Source organism: Williamwhitmania taraxaci (assembly GCF_900096565.1).
GTDB lineage: Bacteria > Bacteroidota > Bacteroidia > Bacteroidales > Williamwhitmaniaceae > Williamwhitmania > Williamwhitmania taraxaci.
The window spans coordinates 20,761-43,576 of the sequence record NZ_FMYP01000034.1 but is presented as its reverse complement, the minus strand read 5'-3'; the positions used below and the strand labels follow the sequence as shown (position 1 = coordinate 43,576).

The following is a 22,816-nucleotide window of genomic DNA, read 5'->3' as shown; positions in this document are numbered from 1 at the left end:
CAGTAATCCTGCCAAAGTGAAACCTTTTTCAACCCGTGTATGGGCGTTCCGGTAAGCATAGTAAAGGTCTTGCCGCACGTTTTGCACTTGGAGCGCTGCCTCCCATTGAACATGCTGTGCTTAATGATCCTGCTGCTCGAGCAGTGGGGGCAGACTTTCGCCTCCCCCAGCTGAGCCGTAAGTGATGCATCCGTATTTTTCAGCTCCCGCATTACCGTAACGCGCTCTTGTTCTGTCAACTGTTTTGCGAGTTCTCGGATTTGTTCAATTATTGTCATATCATAGAGACTTTCCACTAAGATAAGCAAATTTTTGCAACAACATTATCACTGAATAGAGCCAACCAAATTAAAAAAGAATTGGAAGTTAGCATTAAGCCTTCCCTATTTAGGTAGCGGAGAGGACGTGGATACGATCGAGAGCAAACAATGTAGCATTAGCTATCAAGAAGACGCCCGTTCTTTTAACACAGTGGAGTACAAGAGTCCCATGGCTGAAAAGAAAACCAATGACTCAAACACGTAGTTCTTTCTAAAACACAAACGAACTAGTTCTATTTCTGGACCTTTGAGGTTAACGGGTATTTTAGGTTTTTCATTCCGATTACCCTTCCTCTTACAGTTCCAACCTTAATGGGCGATTCAATATAAATTGGAATTTTATTATCGTCGTCGGTAACCCATAGCGTTAACTCTTCTTTACCACTAAAGACAGATCCTTTTACAAGGCCAATCCCAAACTTCAAACAACGAAAACGTCCCAATCCTTTCACATCAATCTCCTCCTTACCTTGATAACGGTATAATACAGTATACAGTTCGTCGTCGAGTGCTAACGAAATTGGGAACTTCTGATTAATCTTAGCGCTTGAATAATCGATATTCCGGCAATAGTAGAGAACGCTAACAATATCGATGGAGCAAGGAAGCACGGCAAGCGTATCATGCTTTTCCGGTCTATTCTTACGTTTGATATAGGCGTAAAGTAAGTTAGTTTTCCAATCGAAGGTGTAGATATTATTAATGGTATACCCTCCCTCATCGACCTCCCTATTGAAATAAAACGGTTTTAAGGTTTTGGGATGTACCCATGCCTCATACACATCTCTAACTTTGAAAAAATTATCGTAAAATGGATACGATTTGCCAACCGCACGAAAGTGAAGCGCATCCTTTCCTAGGTAAGTATCGTCGGTAGCGGTAAAAGTAACTTCCCCAACGTCGGTCCAAATAAACATAAGCGTATAGCTCATAGCGTAAGTTAACGACTCGCCCGAAGCAAAAGAACTATTGGCGAAGGTATAGTTTACGCAGGTGTTTTTGGGTGGAGTAGTCTTTTTCGACCCAGTGGTTTGTCCTGAGCAAAAGATCACAAGACCGAGGGCTATGGCAAGAAGGCTAATTTTTTTTTCCATGGTCAACTTATCTGACTAAAATCGTAAGAATCTCGCCCTTTAAAGCGAGTTAATTCGGCCTTTAATATACGATTTTTATCCATATCGAGCAGTGGGTCCTCATCCACAATCTCTTCGGCCACATTGCGAGCCCAACTAAGTATTTGTCCATCCTTGGCGATGTTGGCTATTTTGAGATCGAAGGCCATTCCGCTCTGCATGGTTCCTTCCATATCGCCGGGGCCACGTAAGGCAAGATCCACCTCCGCAATCTCAAATCCATCGTTGGTGCTTACCATGGTGGACATGCGTTTTCGGGAATCGGAAGAGAGTTTATTGCCAGTCATCAGGATACAGAAGGATTGATCAGCCCCACGACCGACTCTTCCACGAAGCTGGTGGAGCTGCGACAGGCCAAAACGCTCGGCGCTCTCAATAATCATCACAGAGGCGTTTGGAACATTTACTCCAACTTCAATCACCGTTGTAGCCACCATAATCTGGGCCTTACCTGCAGCAAACTGCCCCATGGAGAAGTCTTTCTCATCGGGTTTCATTTGTCCGTGGACAACAACTACTGTGTATTCGGGCGGAGGAAATTCCAAAACAATGCTCGCATAACCATCTTGAAGATCCTTGAAATCCATCTTCTCCGACTCCTTAATAAGCGGATAAACAAGATAGATTTGCCGTCCCAGTTTTATCTGTTCACGCATAAAGCCAAAGACTTTTAGGCGCTTGCTATCGAAGTAGTGCATAGTCCTGATTGGCTTTCGCCCAGGAGGAAGTTCATCAATTACAGACACCTCCAAATCGCCATAAACGGTCATGGCCAACGTGCGAGGTATCGGAGTAGCAGTCATCACCAGCACGTGGGGAGGATTTGTATTCTTCTCCCACAACTTTGCCCGTTGAGCCACACCAAAGCGCTGTTGTTCATCAACGATAACCAGCCCCAAATCTTTAAACTGAACAGTATCCTCAAGAAGAGCATGAGTGCCAATAAGCAGTTGCAATTCGCCACTCTCAAGTAGCGCAAATAGTTTTCGCCTCTCCGCTTTTTTAGTCGAGCCCGTCAGCAAACCAACCGAAACGCCTAGTCCATCGAGGAAGTCTACAATAGTTTTATAGTGCTGATTGGCTAATATTTCCGTAGGTGCCATCAAGCACGATTGAAAACTATTATCACTAGCCAGTAGCATGGCCATTAGCCCCACGAGTGTTTTTCCGCTACCCACATCGCCCTGCAAGAGTCTATTCATCTGGCGGCCCGAACCAAGGTCTTTTCGGATTTCCCTTAATACGCGCTTTTGAGCCTCCGTTAAGGAAAAAGGAAGATTGCTAGAATAAAAATTATTAAAGGACTCCCCAACCTTAGAGAATACGTGACCATTAATCTTCTTTTGACGATATTTTTTTTGGGCGAGAAGGTTTAGTTGTATGTAAAACAACTCCTCGAATTTGAGCCTAAGCTGAGCTTTCCGTAGAAGATCGGCACTTCGTGGAAAATGAATATTCAGGAGAGCATCCCGCAACGGCATCAACTTGAGAGAGCCAACCAAATCCTCCGGCATGCGCTCCACTATCTTTGGCCCAATAAGTTTCTGCAAATTCTCCTGTAATTTTGCAACTGCCTTGGAATTCAAGAAGGCAGATTTCATCTTTTCCGAAGTATTATAGTAAGGTTGCAAACCACCCGATATGGTTCCATCCTCCTTAAGAACAACCTCCACATCGGGATGCACAAAACTAACCCTGCCATTGAATATGGTTGGTTTCCCAAAAACTATGTATGGCGTATTTACAGCAACCTTTTGCTGAATCCATTTAATACCCTTAAACCAAACCAACTCCGCGATGCCTACCCCATCCGAAAAAAAGGCAACTAACCGCTTCCGATTCCCTTCGCCGGCAAAGCTAAAACTAGTAATGCGCCCCTTGACCTGAACAAACGACATATCCTCCTCTATTTGAGCAATAGTCAAGAAACGGGAACGGTCGATATACTTAAAGGGGAAATAGTACAGCAAATCGCCAAAGGTGGCTAACTTCAACTCTTTTTTGAGAAGTTCAGCCTTCTTTGGTCCCACACCCGGAAGAAATTTCAAATCGCTATCCTGTAACTTATCCACACTACAAAAATAAGGGATTTCCAATGCAAAAACAGGCGAAATCCTAACGCTCATAAATTATATCCAAAACTAAGTAGAATAAGGGTTCATTAAAACCTAAATATAGGAAAACAGAAGCATCAATTGGAAGTTTTACAAAAAGCAGTAGAAATGTCCTGCATTTTTTACCTTTACTGCCAAATTGATCAACATGACTAGAGCAAAAAACCGTTTTAAACTATTTCGGAAACTAATTGTCTATAAACTGAAATCACGCCATCGCAAGGGGTTTGGAATTCACTCTCCTGCCATTTTTTCGCTGGTGAACAAAGGCTTCAGCGAAGATTGCGATATCTCAGTAAAGATTGGTGCTACAGCCTATAAGCAAACATTGAAACGCGTAACCAAAAGCATCCCACGCAGCACCTTTGGAGCAGGTTCTTTGTTATCGCCAAACACAAAGCCCACAACACCGGCAGCAATAAACCGGGAGATTGGGATTTCTAAGAAGCATGGAGAGTTGCTTTATAAGCTCTCTACGTTTTATGGAAGGGATGGAATTCTTGAACTAGGAACTGGGCTAGGAAGCGCAACTTACTACCTTGCATCGGGATCGCCAACCTCAAGAGTTATAACGGTGGAAGGCCACCGCGATTATGCCGAAACGGCCAAAGCAGTTTTGGAACAAATAGGTATTACGAATATAGACATTCGCGTAGAAACGTTCACAAATGAGACAAAAAGGATAAAGGAAGAAAACGGTCGTTTGGGGCTGTTTTTTATTGACGGGGACCACAGTTACACTCCAACACTCGAACACTTCAAGCAGTGCACAGAAATAGGCACAGAGGACGCAGTTATTATTATTGATGATATCCACTGGAGCGACGATATGGATAGAGCGTGGAAGTCCATCAAAGAATACTCCAGTTGCAGAGTTTCAGTAGATTTGTTTAGATTTGGGATAATTTTCACCAACAAGAAGTTGCAAAAGCAGCATTACACTGTACGCTACTAACACATTAATGATATGTCACGAAAAAATTTGATTTCAATAGAAGGAATTACAAAATACTACAAAGTTGGGACACAAGTAGTAAAGGCTCTTAACGGGGTTACCATTTCTATCTCGACCAACGAATACGTAGCCATAATGGGACCATCCGGCTCGGGAAAATCAACCCTTATGAATATTCTGGGATGCCTTGACACCCCCACCTCGGGTGTATATATCCTAAACAATACGGATGTGAGCAAAATGAGCGATGACCAGCTTGCCGACATTCGAAATAAGGAAATTGGATTTGTATTCCAAACATTCAACTTATTACCACGCTACACCTCTCTTGAGAATGTAATGCTCCCGCTTATTTACGCTGGCATTCCTAAAGCAGAACGAGAAAAGAAAGCCACGGTGGTTTTGGGTAACGTTAGCCTATCGGACAGAATGGACCACAAACCAAACGAACTTTCCGGTGGTCAACGCCAACGGGTTGCGGTTGCCAGGGCACTGGTGAACGATCCGTCAATTATTCTTGCCGACGAGCCCACAGGTAACCTCGACTCAAAGACCTCAATCGATATTATGAATCTCTTTGAGGACATCTACAATCAAGGAAATACCATAATTGTAGTTACCCATGAAGAGGAGATTGCCATGCATGCGCGTCGCATCATTCGCCTCCGAGATGGATTAATTGAATCGGATAAAATAAACAACGAACCCGTGGGAATTCGTAAAGTTAAACAAATGATGTAATCTTGCGCTTCAAAAAATCACCAATTAGCATCAATGAAGATATACACTAAAACTGGAGACAAGGGAACAACTTCATTAATTGGGGGAGTGCGTGTTCCTAAATACCACCCACGGATTGAGGCTTACGGAACGGTAGATGAACTCAATTCTTATCTTGGTCTTATACGCGATCAAACCATTGACGAACACAGTTTCAACGTTATCGTAGAAATACAGGAAAGGCGAATGGCTTGTGCCTCGATTCTTGCGGCCGATTGCGAAAACTGCAATGCAAAAATCCCGCTAATTTCCGATGAAGACGTGCTCGCACTAGAGCAGGAGATTGACGTTATGGATCAGCAACTGCCACCGTTAACTTCATTCATTCTTCCGGGAGGCCATACAACAGTTTCGTTCTGCCACATTGCACGAAATGTATGCCGACGCTGCGAAAGGATCACCATAAAGCTGGCCGAGGACACTCCAATTCAAGAAAATGTAATTCGATACCTAAATCGACTCTCCGATTATCTTTTTATATTGGCTCGATATCAGTCACTTAAGTTAAATGCAAAAGAAAATTTATGGAAACCAAACATATAAGAAAAAAAAATTTATATTTTTGCGAGCTTATAACTGAAAAATCATAAAAAAATATCTATAAAAACAGAGCGCTATGTATTGGACACTAGAATTGGCATCAAAGCTTGAAGATGCTCCTTGGCCTGCAACAAAGGAGGAGCTTATTGACTATGCAGTTCGTTCTGGAGCACCTATGGAGGTCATTGAAAACCTCGAAGAAGTTGAGGATGAGGGTGAGATATACGAAAGCATCGAAGACATTTGGCCGGATTACCCCAGCAAAGATGACTTTTTCTTCAACGAAGAAGAGTATTAAGGTTTAAAAAAAATCCCGCTTAGGCGGGATTTTTTATGTTCGTCTCCAATAACTTATTTTTTTTGCTTTTTCTTGTTATCGTCTTTTACATTCTTAGGCGTTACCACTTCACTCTTCTGCTTAACGGCAACCCCAGGCATGGTAACCACATCACCTACATTCCTTATTGTTCGTAGCGTGACATCTCTTTTCGACTGAGGTCTTCGACTGCCTCTCCAATTTAGCCCTTTTAGTTGCGCTTCATCCTTATTGAGTTTATCTAAAGGCATCATGCGCGAATCGGGCTTAGAACGAAAAGATATCTTCTTAATTTTACTGTCGGCAAAATACAGGGAAAGATTTTGGCTTTCAGTGATATTCACTGCAACCACCTTCTCCTTATCCTGCATATAGTAAACAGTTTGCCCATTTCCGATGGCATCAAGCCTCGTTATTTGATTTTTGGCAAAGAAAGCAGTCATTGTCTTTCCTCTAACTTGATTAAAGCTAATACTATCTACCCGCTGTGCAATAAATGGATCGCCGATAAACTCACCTCGAACAAGTTGCTTGTCTTTGGAGATAAACTTAAGTTCATTCGCCGAAATCTGGGTAATATCGCTCCATATCAATGGCTCATAGAACATGGTAACAGTAGAGTCGATTCCGGAAACAAACATCGAATCACAACTCGACTGCATATCTTTCCCATAACTTCTCACATTTCGATAGGCAATCATGCTACGAATGGTATCCCCAAGAGCGTTGAAAGAGATCACCGACATTAAGGTATCAGCACGCAAATAAACAGAATCACTCTTCTCGGAAATCGAAATCATTACCGGATTATCCGTAACAAACATCTCTTCTGGCTTTCGATTGAAACGGGCAAAATCGCCTAAAAGATAATTTTTACGTGCCGAATCGGCAATTTGAACATTCCCAAAGAGTTTTGCCAATCCATTATCACGATAGTACTCAATAGAATCGGAAAGCACTTCGCGGTTATGCTCATCGAGCAGGTAAACCGAACCAGAGGCAATCATCAACCCCGATTTCCGAAAGTATCGTCCCCTGTTGAACGTCATATGCTCCTTGGGTGTTGTTACATCGGTGGGAGCAATAAAAACAGCGGTTTGTGTCGCGACCAAATACATTAATGAGTCCGACTTAATAATGCTCTCCCCCGTTTTCAGCACTACACTCCCCTTAAAAACAGCCTTCTTTTGTTCTCTATAGTAATACCCGTATTGACTCACAAGATCACCATCGGGACTGGTAATGGTACCACCTGTAGTATATTCAGCAACGTTTAACTTAGTATCAAATTTGATGGAATTGGTAACCAAAACGGTTGAATCGTCAACCAGTTTAACCACTCTCCCGGTTACTACCCCTTGTCGAGTGATAGCATCGTAAACCAACTGCTCGCCGGTAAGGGTAACGCCATCCCGAATAACCCGAACATTCCCATTTGCAGTAATCCTATCTGAACTATAACGATTGGCAACGTCGCAAAGCATAACCGTTCCATCATGAATAAGACGTACGTTGCCCGTTAATCTTTCTACCGACTGTCCACTTGCATCTGATTGTGAGGTTAAATAGTCGGCATAATCAATACGTAATCTACTCTGTGCAGCGCCCACAAACGCCACTCCCGCCACTGCAACTATTGCTAAAACAACAACCTTACCAATTTGCATACTAAAGAATAAAGATCAAAAAAACTACTACTTCACCCAACCTTCTCCTTTGAAATCACATTTGGCAAACTGGGGATCAATACGAATAAACATGCCCTTTTTCTTCTGATCGAGCCACTTAAGGAAGAATTCTTGTTGAAGTTTCCGAAGGGCAATACCCTGAATTACATCATAGTCGTCCTTAATATTGGCCTTGTGCGCAGGGAGAATCCGCTTTACAGAAACTATTTTATAAACAACATTTGCTGTTTCATCGCGTGATTCAAAGGCCGATGAGATTTCTCCCTCCTTCAATTCCTTTAGTGCGAAATAATCGGCAGGCATCAATTGATCCTTCTCGAATTTAGAAGATCCTGCTTGACTATTCACCAACAGACCACCATTAACCTTGGTGTTTTTGTCATCGGAATACTTCATAGCTGCACGAGCAAAGGTAATGCTATCGTGACGAATAGCAGTGGCGATACTGTCGAGTGATCGAATAGCCTCCATCTCCTCGCCAGGAGCAAATTTTACCTTCATTAGGATATGGCGCACATTCACCTTGTCATCCTTCTTTTCGATGAGTTGAATAATATGGTAACCATATTCCGATTCCACAATTTGTGAAACCTGACCTGGTTTTAGGTTAAATCCTGCATCGGCAAACGGTTTTACCAACTCGCCCCGAGAACGAAAACCCAGCTCACCACCACGGCGGGCAGAACCTGGATCTTCAGAATAAAGTATAGCCAAGGAGGAGAATTTTTCCCCATCCACAATACGCTGCCTTAGTTCCAGCAACTTCTCCTTTACATTAAATTTTGCCTGCGAAGCAGCAGAGGGAGTTTTAACTATTTGAAGTATCTCATATTGTTGGTTAATCATTGGCAAAGAATCCGATGGCATCTGCTTGTAAAAAGCCTTCACCTCCGAAGGGGTAATGGTTACCTTTTCAGAAACTTTCGACTGCATTTGCTGCGTTTGGATTTGATCGCGGAGCGACTCCTTCAAATCGGCCTTAATATCATAGATAGACTTTTTGAAATACTCCTCAACAGCCTTTTGCGATCCCAACTGGTTCGAAAAGAAAGCCAAGCGCTGCTCCAGTTGAGACTCCACCTGTGCCATATTCGGAATAATCGAGTCAATCCGAGCTTGATTTAGAAGTATTTTCTGAATCATCATATTCTCTAGAATAGTGCATCGGCTGGTTTCATTCACCGGTAAACCTTCGGCCCGCATCTGCATTACTTCCTGCTCAATTTCGGAAAGTAGAATAGCGTCGGAGCCGACCACGGCGACAACTTGGTCTACCGAGACTTTCTGAGCCACTGCAATAGCAGCCGTTGAAAGAAGTGCTAATGCAAAGCAAGAGCTAACTAATACTTTTGTAACTTTATTCATATTTTTCTCCTCTATTGAACAAACACTTTCAACTGACCGCGATTAAGTGCCTCGTTATACATTTTAATTTCAAGATCTTTAATAAGAACTTGTTTTCGCTGATTTAGAATAATGGACTTAATATTTTCTCTCTCATAACCCAAAGGAGCCAATTCTCCCTTCAGCTTATAATCTTTAATATTCAAAAGATAGGTAAAAAGGCTATCCTTAAACTCCAAACTTTGATTTTTTCGTAGAAAATCTTCCTGACTGTCGGGCTGATACGGAACCTCACCCAAAACATAATTAAATGACACCCACTGCTCGTTGAAGTAATCGTATTTTGCTGCTCCCTGTAAGCATAAATCATCTAGGGCTTTAATCTCCTCATCCTTATTCGATCGATAAAGTTCTTTCACTTTTTCCAACGCTTGTGAACTATTACTTATCTTAACAAAAAGTGCTTTTACGATAGAGTTCATCAGCACAAGATTATCCTTATTGCTATCATAAAAAGTGCGAACCTGATCTTCGGAAATAATCGTATCGAGCTTCTGCGACAAGTATTTCTGTTCATACTTATAAATAAGCAACGAAGTACGGTAATCCTCTATCAATTGATCCACATTCTTTTGATCGCTGGTGAGATTACTTTCGGCACGCTGCAAAATCACTTGTTTGCGAACCCATCCTTCAAGGTAGTTCTTAAGAATCTGAACAGAATCCTCTTTCCCCATTCCTGGAGGAAATATCTCTAGAATTTGGGAAAGATAGAGTTCCTTACCATAAGCCTTTGCCACCGGTTTCTCTGATTCCTTTCCGGAAAGCAAACTACAACTTGCAAAAATCGAGAGCATAAGAAAACTGAACAAACAGGTTTTCATTCTAATGTGATTTTTAGCACTAACCAACCCTGACAGAAATATCTGATAACGGAACCAATCCGTTTTACTACTATTTACAGTTAAAAATTTCATGGTAACTATTTCTTTACTAGTGTGGAGATCACAGCCCAATTGACTACAACCGGATACTGCAACCTCAACTGCTTCACCCAAAGATGGTCGAGTTCATCCTGATAACCTGAAATAACGACTCCACGAATTTCATCAAGAGCAGGAACATAATCTTTTTCGACACTTTTTACAATTATCAAGCAACTCGTTTGGTTGCCGGTTTCCAAGAAATGAATTCCGGGAACTAAAGGAATAACCTTCGAAATAAGTTGATGATCGCTAGGGTTATAACTTCCACTTGAGAAATTGGTCGCTTGATATTTATTCAGCATAAGTCCCTTCAATGAATCCAGAACCATCGAATTTAAATCCATCTCCATTAAGTCTGCCTTTGCATACATGGCAGTGGTGCTATCGGAGAATATTGCAACCGCAGCATTAGCAATCAAGGGGCGAAGGTAATTTGCCTTGTTCCGCTCATAAAATGCCACTAGACCCGAACTATCCTTTGATGCTTTGCTCCAAACGGTTTTGTCCGATATATCAAAAAGCAAAATACCATCGTGGTACTCGTTCATCAAGAAGCGAAAGTTCGGATAAGTCTTTTCCAGTTTCTCCGATTGGTAGGCTAATAACTTCTCAGCCGACAGGCCAATTAACGCCTCGTTTGCAAACAATTTTGCATCTTCAATAGGCTGACCTTGCTTGGTTTGTAGATATTGAGCAAACTGATACTGCGATACCTTCTGATTTGCAAATGCGAACACGATTTTCTTCATCTTCAGTGCCGCCTCAGCACTCCATTTACCTACTGAGAATGTTGTATCGAGAAGATTGGCAACGGCATCGATGTTTTGCTGGTTCATCTTATAACCATATTTCTTCTTCAGCGTGGCAACAAAACTAGTTTGCCCTGCAAGAATACGCTCATCACGCGATATTTTTTCCTTCAACTCTCCCTTCACGTCACTAAATGAGCCAACAGGATGCTTTTCGAGTAATTTAATTAAATGCCAACCCGCCTGTGAGCGAATAGGCATGCTAACCTCGCCAATGGTGGTAAGCGCAAAAGCCCCATCCGCAAACGTGGGCAATATACGACCAATCCCAAATTGCGGAAGAACGCCCCCACTCTGTGCAGTTCCTTTATCATCGGACACTTCTGCAGCCAGCTGGCCGAAATCGGCACCCCGCATTATCTTTTCTCTAACCGAACTAATGCGAGCCAGCCCATTGTCCCAATCGGTCTCACTGCCAGTTCTTGGAATTAGAACCATAATATGGGCAACTTTCACCTCGCCCCTAGCCTTACGCTTATCTGTTAATTTAATAATATGATACCCGAACTTAGTCCTCACTGGAGGCGACACTTCACCAACCGATAACCGATAGGCCGCGCGTTCGAAAGGATATACCATACGGAATGCAGTAAAATATCCAAGATCACCTCCGTTGGATTTTGCCGATGGATCGGTTGAAAATGCTCTTGCGAGTGAATCGAAAGGAGCATTGGCCAGAATCATTGCGCGAAGTTCAAGAGTTCGGTTATATGCGGTCAAAGTATCGGAAGGTGTTGCCCCAGGACTTAATGCAACAAGGATGTGCGACGCCCTTAGATCATACTGCATAAAACCATACGCTTCGTTGAGCACCCTAGCGTCCGCGGTGGTATCAGTAAGGTATTGTGACGCCAGTTGCACCCGATATCCTGCCAGTTCGCTGCGAAAGGCCGAGGTGGTATCCATCTTTTTAGATAAAACTGCCTCAACCTTAAGCTTGTAGTCAACAAAAAGTTTAACATAATCGGCCAACTGTTGGCTATCGACTGCTGCGTTTGCTGCTCTATTTTTGGTAAAAAGGTAGTTGAACTCACCAAGAGTAATAGGTTTTCCATTAATCTTCAGGGCTATCTTATCCAAAGACTGAGACCGAGCAATTACTGCTAGGCTAAAGGTCAAAATAGTGACTACAAGAATTTTCTTAATCATATCCAATTATCTAAACGATCCAGCTTAGGTAACGCTGGAATTAAGAATTAATTCTACTAACGAGAATAATTTGGTGCTTCCCGGGTGATAGTTACATCGTGGGGATGGCTTTCCAATATTCCGGAGTTAGTGATACGCACGAATCGAGCACTCATTAAGGCTGTAACATTAGCAGCACCGCAGTAGCCCATGCCTGCACGTAATCCACCAATAAGTTGGTAGAGAACTTCGCTGAGCGTTCCCTTGTATGGAACCTGTGCTGCAATACCTTCGGGAACTAACTTGCTTACATCATCCTCCACATCTTGGAAGTAACGGTCCTTAGATCCTTGCTGCATGGCCTCAACGGAACCCATCCCTCTATATGACTTAAACTTTCGTCCATTAAAAATAATCGTCTCGCCCGGTGACTCCTCTGTCCCTGCAAATAACGATCCAGCCATTATGGTACTGGCACCAGCAGCAATTGCCTTAACAATATCACCAGAGTAGCGAATCCCTCCGTCGGCAATGATAGGAACATTTTTACCCCTAAGCGCCTTTGCCACATCGTAAATGGCTGTAAGCTGCGGTACACCAACACCTGCAATAATGCGGGTGGTGCAAATAGAACCTGGTCCAATGCCCACCTTTACCGCATCGGCACCCGCCTCAGCAAGCATAAGGGCGGCCTCGGCTGTAGCAATATTCCCTACCACCACGTCAATGTTAGGGTATTTAGCCTTAACCTCCTTGAGCATGGTTACCACGCCCATAGTATGGCCGTGTGCAGTATCAATAACAAGAGCATCAACCTGAGCATCGGCAAGTGCATCAACGCGGAGCATGGTATCGAAAGTAACTCCCACACCAGCAGCCACTCTTAAACGTCCCTTTGAATCTTTACTAGCCCGTGGATTATCCTTAATTTTAGTAATATCCTTAAAGGTAAGAAGCCCTACCAACTTATTATTTTCATCGACAACCGGCAACTTCTCGATTTTATGGCGCTGAAGAATTGCCGAGGCACGAACTAAATCCGTTTCAATACCGGTAGTAATAATATTCTCCTTAGTCATTACATCGATAATAGGACACTTAAAGTCCTCCTGGAACCGCAAATCGCGGTTGGTGACAATACCAATTAGCCGTTTGTTTTCGTCGACAACCGGTATTCCACCAATTTTGTAGTCGCGCATAAGCGCAATGGCGTCGCCAACATTGGAATCTTTATTAATAGTAATTGGATCGTAAATCATTCCGTTTTCGGCACGCTTCACAGCACGAACCTGAGCAGCTTGCTTTTCGATGCTCATATTCTTGTGAATCACACCAATACCACCTTCCCGAGCAATAGCAATGGCCAAGGCCGATTCGGTAACAGTATCCATTGCTGCGGAAACAATGGGAGCCATAAGCTCAATATTGCGGCTAAACCGTGTTGATACATCAACGTTTCGCGGCAAAACCTCTGAGTAGGCAGGAACAAGCAGTACATCATCGAAGGTGAGTCCTTCGCCTACCAGCTTATCGTTTAGGAATGACATGGCGTAGCGTTATTATTGTTTAAAAATTGCGCTAAAGTACAAAAAAATACCCAAAGGAATTGGCCTTGCGCTTCAAATAGCACTCCAACCATGGAAAATAGCTGTTTTTAACGGAAAATAGTAAGAACAAAAAAAGTAAAAAGGCAAAGTTAAAAACAGGAAAAACAAACAACCTGACGGGCGAATTGCAAAAATGAAAGCACAATAATGAGAGCGAAATAAACAAAATCAATCAGAACCCGATCAATTGAAAACACCATTTAAAGCTGAATATGTAGCAAATGGTAAGATAGATAGGCAAAGAAAAGACTAAAGGGCATGTTATAACGGCAAAAAAAGCCTTTTAAATTATTCATCAATCAAATCAATATTCTTTTTGTAGTAAAAAGTCTTGCCTCACAGCAGTTCGATTCTTCTTGCAGATTACGTCAGCAAGCAATACATTTGTGAACGATGGAACAATTCAACGAAATTCTTCTCCGCTATTGGGGATACTCCCAATTTAGGCCTATGCAAAAGGAGATTATCCAATCTGTGTTCGAAGGAAAGGATACGCTGGCCTTACTGCCAACCGGCGGAGGAAAATCCATTTGCTTTCAAGTGCCAGCAATGGCAATGGAGGGTATTTGCCTTGTGGTATCCCCACTTATTGCACTCATGAAGGATCAGGTTGAGAATCTGGAAAAGAAGGGAATAAAGGCACTCTCAGTTCATTCGGGCATGAGCCGACGGGAGATTGATATTATTTTGGAAAATGCTACCACCCAGCGCTATAAATTTCTTTACCTCTCACCGGAACGTCTGAGCACCCAACTATTCACCGACAAACTTCGGGGGATGACCGTAAGCATGATTGCCGTAGACGAAGCGCATTGCATATCACAATGGGGCTACGACTTCAGGCCAAACTACATGAAGATTTCCGAAATACGTGAATTGCTGCCCAATGTCCCCATCCTTGCACTAACAGCAACGGCTACGCCTGCCGTGGTAGAAGATATTCAGGAAAAGCTCAGGTTTCGAAAGAAAAATATAATAAAGAAGAGTTTCGAACGAAAAAACTTGGTTTACGTGGTTCGGGAAACCGAGGACAAGCAGAAGTTGCTCGTGAAGCTCATTGAGAAGATTCCTGGTTGCGGTATTGTGTATGTTCGCAACCGGCAATCGGCAAAGGAAACGGCAGCACTCTTGGTAAAGAATGGTTTTTCGGCCGACTACTACCATGCAGGACTTGGCTATGAAGCGCGAAGCACAAAGCAAAACAACTGGAAGCAAGGAAAAACCCGAATCATAGTTTCCACTAACGCCTTCGGGATGGGAATCGATAAATCGGATGTGCGGTTTGTGGTCCACACCGATCTACCTGACTCTCCCGAAGCCTACTTTCAAGAGGCTGGAAGAGCTGGCCGTGATGAAAAAACAGCCTTTGCCATTTTACTATTCAGCCCATCGGACCGAAACAAGTTGGAGCAGCGCATCGAAACCTCCTTTCCTCCCATTGAAGAGATCAAACTCACTTACCAATCGCTGTGCAACTACCTCCAAATCCCCATTGGAGCAGGAAAAGATTCGGTGCACGACTTTAAATTACAAGATTTTGCAGCCCACTACAAATTCAATGCGCTGCGAGCCTACAATTCCTTGAAAATACTCCAAATGGAGGGCTACCTCGAACTCACGGATGAGGTAAATAATCCATCGAAACTCATGTTTATTATGGAGCGTGATGAGCTCTATAAGCTGCAAGTGGCCAACCCCGACATCGATAAAATAATAAAACTCCTACTGCGCACCTACCCCGGACTATTCTCTGGTTTTGTTAAAATAGAGGAAGAGACATTGGGCAAACGAGCCGGCATTGCCGGCGAAAAGATGCAAGAACTGCTAAAACAGATGGAGCGGATGCGTGTAATTTACTATTTTCCAAAGAAGCGTACACCACTGCTCATCATGATGGAGGAGCGGCTCGATCAGAAAAACATAAGAATTTCCCCTGAAACCTATCTCGACCGCAAAACAAGGTTTAAGCAGCGTATTGAAGCCACCCTTCAGTATGCCGAGTGCACAACCGTATGCCGAAGCCAACAGTTACTTGCATACTTTGGGGAAACTAGCGGCAAACCTTGCGGGCTTTGCGATGTGTGCAAGGCATTGGCAACGGTAGGTTTAACAGCAGAAGAGGAGCGTCAGATTAAATCCGCTATACAGAAATTACTCCTAGACCAACCTATATCGGCAGAAGCACTAGTAGATAGCATACCATTTTCGCCCGAAAAAAGTTTGGAAATAATACGCTGGCTGCTCGACAAGAGCATGATAAAAACCGATAACGGGCTACTTTATTGGAGCGATGCACAATAGTTTATATCTTTGCAGCGATAAAACCGATTAATCTATGACAGAATTAGAGGATGCAGGACAGGTTGTTTATTCCAAACCCGTTCTGGAATTCACTACCGTGGCAAACGAGGTGTGTAAATTTTTAGAGGCTCCGTCCTCCACCGAAGTTCAGCCGCTGCTTAGCACCCTGCAGAAAGTATTGCCTTTTCTTTACATGAAGGCAACACTTTTGCCCAACACACAACTCCTATTTGACGATGGTAATGAGAAGTTTGTCACTGAGGAGGATTGGAATGCAGTAAGGGATCGACTTCAATCCATTATTGGAAGGCACGACGCATATCCAGAGACAGTAGCCGAGGAGGGACAAACGGATGAAATGCGCACTGCCAGCATTTCGGAAAACCTCGCCGATATATACCAAGATACTAAGGACTATAGCCTGCTGTTTCAAGTAGGGGCAGCCGAGATAATGAACGATGCCCTATATGAGGTAAAACAAAACTTCGACCAATACTGGGGACTAAAAGTATTATCAACACTCACCGCCATTCACCGACTCCTCGCATTGCCAGAAGGGTTAGACAATGCCGATGAGGACGAAAATTCCGAACTGAATACGAAAGACTGGATCATAACAAAACGGCAAGAAGAATTTAGGAAGTCACTGGACGAAAAGGATGTTTAAACAAAGTATTAGTAAAGAGGACATTGAACGCCTACCTGGCTTTCATTTTGAAGGGAAGATTGTAACCATCAACACCCCAGAACAAGCAGAACAAGTTGCCCAGTTCCTCCTTGCCCAAAAAGTGCTAGGATTCGACACAGAAACGAGACCGTCGTTCCGCAAAGGGAGCAGCAATAAGGTAGCATTACTGCAAATCTCGACCGCCAACGAAGCATTCCTATTTCGCTTGGGATCAACGGGGCTACCCATATCATTAAAACAAGTGCTATCGAGAGCAATCCCCTTGAAAATTGGCGTTGGAATCACAGACGACATTCGGTATCTCCGAAAATTATCGGAATTCAATGCATCCGGATTCGTTGAATTGCAGAACTTTGTAGTGAAGTATGGAATTGAAGACAAGAGTCTTAAAAAACTCTCTGCCATTGTGTTGGGCATAAAAGTTTCCAAGTCACAACAACTCTCAAATTGGGAAAACCCCATTCTTACTGAAGCGCAGCAACGATATGCCGCAACGGACGCATACGTATGCCTTCAAATATTTAACAAGCTAAATCATCTCAAACCAATAGAAAAAGCGCAATGGGATCAAGAATAATACTTAAAAAAGGCAAAGACCAATCACTACTTAGATTCCACCCTTGGGTGTTTTCTGGTGCCATTGCCCGCATGGAGGGAAGCCCCGCCGAAGGAGATGTGGTGGAAGTGATCTCGGCCGAAGGCACACTTATTGGCTCAGGCCACTACCAAATTGGTTCGATTACGGTGAGAATGCTTTGCTTCGAGCCAGAGAAATACACCCCAGAATACTGGAACATAAGAATTAACGAGGCCTTCCTAGTTCGAAAATCGTTGGGATTGGCAGGCAACGCTCATACAAATTCGTATCGTTTAATTCATGGTGAAGGCGATGGGCTACCTGGCCTTATCGTCGATATCTACGACACCACAGCGGTAATGCAAGCCCATACCGTAGGAATGTACCTAAATCGAATGTCCATAGCAGAGGCAATATTGGCTATTCCCGATGCTAAAATTACGGCTATTTACGATAAGAGTTCAACTACCGTTCCATACAACGCAGGGTTGAATGCGGTAGATGGTTACCTTGTGGGAGAATCCCTCTCAACGTGGGCTACCGAAAACGATCTTCAGTTCAGCATCGATTGGGCCGAGGGTCAAAAGACAGGGTTCTTTATTGACCAACGCGAGAACCGAATGCTCCTTGAAAAATACAGCAAGGGAAGGAATGTGCTTAACATGTTCTGCTATTCTGGAGCATTTTCCGTTTACGCCATGCGGGGTGGTGCCAATTTAGTGCACAGTGTGGATAGTTCGAAAAGGGCTATCGAATTCACCAATGCCAATATGGAGAAGAACTTTGGCCAGGACAACCGCCATCAAGCATTTGCCGAGGATGTATTCAACTACTTCCGTAAGGATGAGGAGAAATACAACCTAATGATACTCGACCCGCCGGCGTTTGCAAAGCACAACAAGGTTCTTGGAAACGCATTACAAGGCTATAAGCGTCTGAACACTATCGCTTTTTTAAAAATCGAACCGCGCAGCATACTTTTCACTTTCAGCTGCTCACAGGTTGTGACTAAAGAGCAATTCCGCAATACCATTTTTACAGCAGCGGCCATTGCCGGTAGGAAAGTTAGGATTCTCCACCAGCTGTCACAGCCGGGCGATCACCCAATAAATATTTACCACCCCGAAGGAGAATACCTCAAAGGGCTGGTAGTATATGTAGAGTAGTAAGAAGTTGTGATGAAATATATAAATGGGGTAGCATGCGCTACCCCGTTTCTTTTTATCGAACAAATGCCCATTGGTCTCCTTTTGACAAAGGCTCACTAAAAAGATAACCCTCAGAGGTAAACGCCTTCAGGTGGTCAGGATTGGTAATCCTTTCCTCTATAACAAATCGGGTCATGAGGCCACGTGCTCGCTTAGCATGAATAGCCACCATCTTGGCCTTCCCTGAAGATGTTTCATAAAAAGATGGCGTAATGACCCTCACCAGCTCCGAAATAGATTCCACAGCCTTAAAATACTCCTGAGAAGCAAGATTAACAATCACGTTCGACGGTCGCCCATTTAGTTCGGACAACAGATATGAGGCAATTTGCTTGTCCCAATACCGGTATAGGTTATGGCCCTCACCAACCTTTAATTTAGAGCCCATCTCCAACCGGTAGGCTTGCATCAGATCGAATGGGCGCAAAACGCCATACAAACCAGAAAGTATCCTAACCGATGACTGAGCAAAAAGCGCTTCATCTTTCGAGAAAGAAGCGGCATCCAAACCCTTGTAAACATCGCCCATAAAGGTCCATAGTGCAGGCGTTGCATTTGCCTCAGTAATCGGCAACGTCCACTGATGAAATCGTTCGTAATTAAGTTGAGCCAATGCAGGACTGATAGCCATTAAATGACTAATTTCTTCGAGACTGAGTTCCTTCATTCGGTCAACAATAACCTTAGATTGATCTAAGAAAACAGGCAATCCCCAAACAATTTTAAAATCTATCGGTGTAAATTTTAAAGTTTTTGCAGGCGATAACAGTATTAACATTGCTTTTTTCACTATTTTGCATCATAAATTTAACAGGAACTACTTTCATCATGGTAAACCAATTTCCATTCCGAAAGTTAACGAAAACCAAACAATTGAAAACTTATCTCTTTCAAAAGTGCCAACCTTCCATTTTGCTGATTATTGTCTTACTTCTGAGTTTTTCATCAACCCAAGCAGAAGAGAAGGTGAAATTACTTTTAAAATGGAAGCACCAATTTCAATTTGCCGGCTACTACATGGCAAAAGAAAAGGGCTATTATCAGGAGGCTGGTTTAGATGTTGAGATCAAAGAGGCAGAATCAGAAGCCTATACTATTGAGAAAGTGCTTAAGGGCGATTATGATTTTGGGATTTCCAATTCGGGTATCGTTGTTCACTACCTCAATGGAGAGCCAGTAGTCGTTCTTTGTGCCATCTGTCAACGCTCACCGTCGGTCCTTATTGTAAAGAAATCATCGGGAATCACTACAGCAAAGGATCTTAAGAACAAAAACATAATGCTAGGCGAAACGGCCTATGCTGGAGAGATTTACGCTATGCTTAAATCGTCCGGATTGACGATGAAAGATTACAACATTTCTGCTCCATCCTTCAGCCTCAACGAACTACTATCTGGAAAAATAGATGCGCTAAACGCATACCTTTCCAACGAACCATATTTCCTACAAAAATTCGACATCGATTATACGGTTATTTCACCAGAAGATAATGGCATTAACTTTTACGCCGACTGTCTCTTTTCATCAGAATCCTATATAACAAATAATAAAGCCACAACAGATAAATTCCTCGAAGCCAGCTTAAAGGGCTGGAAGTATGCACTAAAACATAAGGATGAAACGGCAAACCTCATTCTCGAAAAATATAACCCAACCAAAATAAAGGAGCATCTACTCTTCGAGGCCCAAATCCTAAACACGATGATTATGCCGGACTTGATAAAGATTGGGCATATGGATGGAGAGCGTTGGCGGAGCATCGCGGAAAGTTATGTAAAGCTAGGTTTATCCAAGCAAATAAAACCCTTAGAAAATTTCATATACACGCCACAAATAAGCGAAAAAAGCACGAATCCAATATTTCTCATCATACTTGGCATTCTGTTCCTAGCAGCCGCTGTAACATCGGGTTACTTTCTATACTTCCTTCAAAAGGCAAAAAAAGACCTTAGGCACGCCATCGCACTGTTTAAGGTTGAGCGGAAAGACCGAGAGAAATCGTCGGCAGAACTATTGGAAACAAGAACTCAACTTAGCCTCCATCTGCATGAGGGGAAAAAATTCGCCGAACAACGAGACGTTTTTTTGGCCAACTTATCGCATGAAATCCGAACCCCGATGAATGCAATTGTTGGTTTTTCAAACCTAGTTCAAAAGGGGCAGATTGAAGAAGAAAAATACAACGAAGTTTTCGAAATCATTCAAAAAAATAGTCTAAACCTGCTAAAGGTTATTGACAATCTCGTTGATCTCTCTAAAATACAAACTGGAAGTTTAAAAATTGCATCGACCCGAGTAAATATTGCTAAGTTATTGCAGGAGAGTATTGAAACCTTGCAAGGGGAAATACTGCCCAATCTGCGAGAAAAAATACGGTTCAAAGTGGAAATGCCGTCCACTTCCATCTTTATTAGAACCGATGAGAAAAAACTAAAACAAGCAATTTGCGGCTTAGCGGGTTCATTTTCACGCATACTCGAGGAGGGAGAGATCACCATTTTTGTAAAAGAAGAAGGCGGAACCCTACTTTTTGTACTCCGAGAGGAAAATAAGGAGATCTCGGAAAACGAAATGAGACAGTTAATTGAAGATCAAGACGTTTATACCGACTCTTTTCAGCCACTATCGGAGGGAATTAGCCTCAACATCTCCCTTTCGCGAGAGATTATCAAACTGCTAAATGGTAACCTTTGGTTTGAGGTGAGTAGAGACGATGGCACCTCAATTTACATTTCCATTCCATTTATTGCAGTTGCACCAATACGAACGAACAACAGCGAAACCATTCAAACATATAAGATGCTTGAAAAGTTAGTCGTTCTTGTAGTTGAAGACGACCCCAGTAATAGTTTACTACTAAAAGCCATACTGGAGAAGAGAGGTGCCACTGTTATTATTGCCCGAAATGGTCGCGAGGCCATTAATTTGGCATTAAACAACTCACAAATTCAGCTTGTGCTAATGGACATCAAGTTGCCAGAGGTGAACGGTCTGGAGGCGACAAAAGCCATAAAAAAGGAGAAGCCGAACCTTCCAATTATTGCGCAAACTGCATATGCCATGGAGGAAGATCGCTACCGATGCCTAGAAGCTGGCTGCGACGATTACATTGTAAAGCCGATTATCCAAGAAGAGTTATTCCAAAAACTTCAAGAGTTCTCAAAAAAGATTTAACACACTAAAAAACCATGCGAGCCAGTGGGGCGATATCAAGGCTCGCCCTATTACCTTTAAGATAACTATAGTATCCAGCGATGGCAATCATGGCAGCATTATCTGTTGTATATCTAAAATCAGGTATATACACATTCCAGCCGCGCTTCGCACCTTCGTCAATCATTCGTTGCCGCAAGCCTGAATTAGCGGACACACCGCCAGCCACCGCAATCTCAGTAACGCCATATTCCTTAGCAAGTTTAATAAGTTTATCCATTAAGATATCAATAATGGTTGCTTGCAGGGAGGCGCAAAGATCTGCCTGATTTTCCTCAATAAAGTTTGGGTTCAGCACTAATGCATCGCGTAAAAAGTAGAGAAACGATGTCTTTAGTCCACTAAAACTATAATTATACCCTTGAATTACAGGCTTATTGAATTTAAACGCCTTTGGATTTCCCTCTTTGGCCAACTTATCAATGAGGGGCCCACCGGGATAGGGCAGACCCATAACCTTGGCACACTTATCGAATGCTTCGCCGGCGGCATCATCGAGGGTTTGACCAACAACCGTCATTTCGAGATAATCTTTCACCAAAACAAGCTGGCTATTTCCACCCGATACAAGCAAGCAAAGGAAAGGAAAAGCGGGATAACGCATCGGCTTACCCTCCTCACGAAGGAAATGAGCCAAAACATGTCCTTGCAAATGGTTCACCTCCACCATGGGAATATTCAATCCTAATGAAAAGCCCTTTGCAAAAGAAGTACCAACAAGCAAAGAGCCCAGCAGCCCAGGACCACGCGTGAAAGCCACAACATCAATCTCCTTACGGGTTACCCCAGCAACAGACAACGCCCTATCCACCACAGGAATAATACTCTGCTGGTGAGCACGAGAGGCCAACTCAGGAATTACGCCACCATATAACTTATGCACATCCTGATTTGCAATAATATTTGAAAGTATATACTCATTCCGGATCACCGAAGCCGAGGTGTCGTCGCACGAACTCTCGATACCTAGTATTACTAAACTCTTTTCGGCACTGCTCATAGCTCGGATTAGTATTTTTGTGCTTATTTTGTAACAGATTAATGAGGCGAAATTATCAAAAAATTCCTTAAAATAACAGGGTTATCCATTGGCGCTCTATTCCTGCTGC

Annotated in this window: 19 protein-coding genes; 9 read left to right on the top strand and 10 right to left on the bottom strand. The window is 43.0% G+C overall.

Annotation, left to right across the window (positions count from 1 at the left end):
• The 3 genes from BLS65_RS10065 to recG all read right to left on the bottom strand — a co-directional run.
• On the bottom strand, positions 1-278 hold a 278-nt coding region (locus BLS65_RS10065), incomplete at its 3' end, for an IS1 family transposase (protein ID WP_139180963.1).
• Positions 279-553: 275 nt separating this feature from the next.
• Positions 554-1,414 carry a DUF3108 domain-containing protein gene (locus BLS65_RS10060; protein ID WP_092438552.1) on the bottom strand — a complete coding sequence of 287 codons (861 nt, stop codon included), beginning with the start codon at positions 1,412-1,414 and terminating at the stop codon, positions 554-556.
• Between the two features lie 2 nt (positions 1,415-1,416).
• On the bottom strand, positions 1,417-3,525 hold the full coding sequence (gene recG / locus BLS65_RS10055) for an ATP-dependent DNA helicase RecG (RefSeq protein ID WP_244500686.1): 2,109 nt from the start codon (positions 3,523-3,525) through the stop codon (positions 1,417-1,419).
• A 190-nt stretch (positions 3,526-3,715) separates the two neighbouring features.
• Between recG and BLS65_RS10050 the strand changes: the two genes are divergently transcribed.
• The 4 genes from BLS65_RS10050 to BLS65_RS10035 all read left to right on the top strand — a co-directional run bounded on the left by BLS65_RS10050 (position 3,716) and on the right by BLS65_RS10035 (position 6,140).
• Entirely contained in the window at positions 3,716-4,522 is an 807-nt protein-coding gene (locus BLS65_RS10050; protein ID WP_092438548.1) for an O-methyltransferase, read from the top strand.
• Positions 4,523-4,534: 12 nt separating this feature from the next.
• Positions 4,535-5,263 carry an ABC transporter ATP-binding protein gene (locus BLS65_RS10045; protein WP_092438546.1) on the top strand — a complete coding sequence of 243 codons (729 nt, stop codon included), beginning with the start codon at positions 4,535-4,537 and terminating at the stop codon, positions 5,261-5,263.
• A gap of 33 nt (positions 5,264-5,296) precedes the next feature.
• Positions 5,297-5,845: a cob(I)yrinic acid a,c-diamide adenosyltransferase gene (locus BLS65_RS10040; protein WP_092438544.1), complete on the top strand. Its 549-nt coding sequence runs from the start codon at positions 5,297-5,299 to the stop codon at positions 5,843-5,845.
• A gap of 73 nt (positions 5,846-5,918) precedes the next feature.
• Positions 5,919-6,140 carry a DUF2795 domain-containing protein gene (locus tag BLS65_RS10035; protein ID WP_092438541.1) on the top strand — a complete coding sequence of 74 codons (222 nt, stop codon included), beginning with the start codon at positions 5,919-5,921 and terminating at the stop codon, positions 6,138-6,140.
• Between the two features lie 53 nt (positions 6,141-6,193).
• Here the strand turns inward: BLS65_RS10035 and BLS65_RS10030 are convergent, their stop codons facing one another.
• The 5 genes from BLS65_RS10030 to guaB all read right to left on the bottom strand — a co-directional run bounded on the left by BLS65_RS10030 (position 6,194) and on the right by guaB (position 13,660).
• Entirely contained in the window at positions 6,194-7,825 is a 1,632-nt protein-coding gene (locus tag BLS65_RS10030) for an OstA-like protein (RefSeq protein ID WP_092438539.1), read from the bottom strand.
• 27 nt (positions 7,826-7,852) lie between these two features.
• Positions 7,853-9,211 (bottom strand): peptidylprolyl isomerase, encoded by a 1,359-nt coding sequence (locus BLS65_RS10025; RefSeq protein WP_092438537.1) that lies wholly within the window; start codon positions 9,209-9,211, stop codon positions 7,853-7,855.
• A gap of 11 nt (positions 9,212-9,222) precedes the next feature.
• Entirely contained in the window at positions 9,223-10,074 is an 852-nt protein-coding gene (locus BLS65_RS10020) for a hypothetical protein (protein ID WP_125869827.1), read from the bottom strand.
• Between the two features lie 98 nt (positions 10,075-10,172).
• Entirely contained in the window at positions 10,173-12,134 is a 1,962-nt protein-coding gene (locus BLS65_RS10015; protein ID WP_092438533.1) for a peptidylprolyl isomerase, read from the bottom strand.
• Between the two features lie 56 nt (positions 12,135-12,190).
• Positions 12,191-13,660, bottom strand: coding sequence for an IMP dehydrogenase (gene guaB, locus BLS65_RS10010; RefSeq protein WP_092438531.1), 1,470 nt, complete (start codon positions 13,658-13,660; stop codon positions 12,191-12,193).
• A gap of 453 nt (positions 13,661-14,113) precedes the next feature.
• Here guaB and BLS65_RS10005 point away from each other — a divergent pair, with 453 nt between their 5' ends.
• Genes BLS65_RS10005 through BLS65_RS09990 form a run of 4 tightly spaced genes read left to right on the top strand, consistent with a single transcriptional unit; the run spans position 14,114 to position 18,452 of the window.
• Positions 14,114-16,021 (top strand): RecQ family ATP-dependent DNA helicase, encoded by a 1,908-nt coding sequence (locus BLS65_RS10005; RefSeq protein WP_092438529.1) that lies wholly within the window; start codon positions 14,114-14,116, stop codon positions 16,019-16,021.
• A gap of 34 nt (positions 16,022-16,055) precedes the next feature.
• Positions 16,056-16,688 (top strand): DUF5063 domain-containing protein, encoded by a 633-nt coding sequence (locus BLS65_RS10000; protein WP_092438527.1) that lies wholly within the window; start codon positions 16,056-16,058, stop codon positions 16,686-16,688.
• Complete coding sequence (locus BLS65_RS09995; protein WP_092438525.1) at positions 16,681-17,286, top strand: 3'-5' exonuclease; 606 nt, start codon at positions 16,681-16,683, stop codon at positions 17,284-17,286. The genes BLS65_RS10000 and BLS65_RS09995 overlap by 8 nt, the downstream gene beginning before the upstream one ends.
• Positions 17,271-18,452: a class I SAM-dependent rRNA methyltransferase gene (locus tag BLS65_RS09990; RefSeq protein WP_092438524.1), complete on the top strand. Its 1,182-nt coding sequence runs from the start codon at positions 17,271-17,273 to the stop codon at positions 18,450-18,452. The genes BLS65_RS09995 and BLS65_RS09990 overlap by 16 nt, the downstream gene beginning before the upstream one ends.
• A 55-nt stretch (positions 18,453-18,507) precedes the next feature.
• On the opposite strand, the gene yaaA is transcribed toward BLS65_RS09990, so the two are convergent.
• A complete protein-coding gene (gene yaaA / locus BLS65_RS09985) occupies positions 18,508-19,272 on the bottom strand; it encodes a peroxide stress protein YaaA (protein ID WP_092438522.1) in 765 nt (254 codons plus the stop codon).
• Between the two features lie 95 nt (positions 19,273-19,367).
• Between yaaA and BLS65_RS09980 the strand changes: the two genes are divergently transcribed.
• On the top strand, positions 19,368-21,668 hold the full coding sequence (locus BLS65_RS09980) for an ABC transporter substrate-binding protein (RefSeq protein ID WP_212590529.1): 2,301 nt from the start codon (positions 19,368-19,370) through the stop codon (positions 21,666-21,668).
• A gap of 4 nt (positions 21,669-21,672) precedes the next feature.
• On the opposite strand, the gene tsaD is transcribed toward BLS65_RS09980, so the two are convergent.
• Positions 21,673-22,707: a tRNA (adenosine(37)-N6)-threonylcarbamoyltransferase complex transferase subunit TsaD gene (tsaD, locus tag BLS65_RS09975; protein ID WP_092438518.1), complete on the bottom strand. Its 1,035-nt coding sequence runs from the start codon at positions 22,705-22,707 to the stop codon at positions 21,673-21,675.
• Positions 22,708-22,816 lie beyond the last annotated feature (109 nt).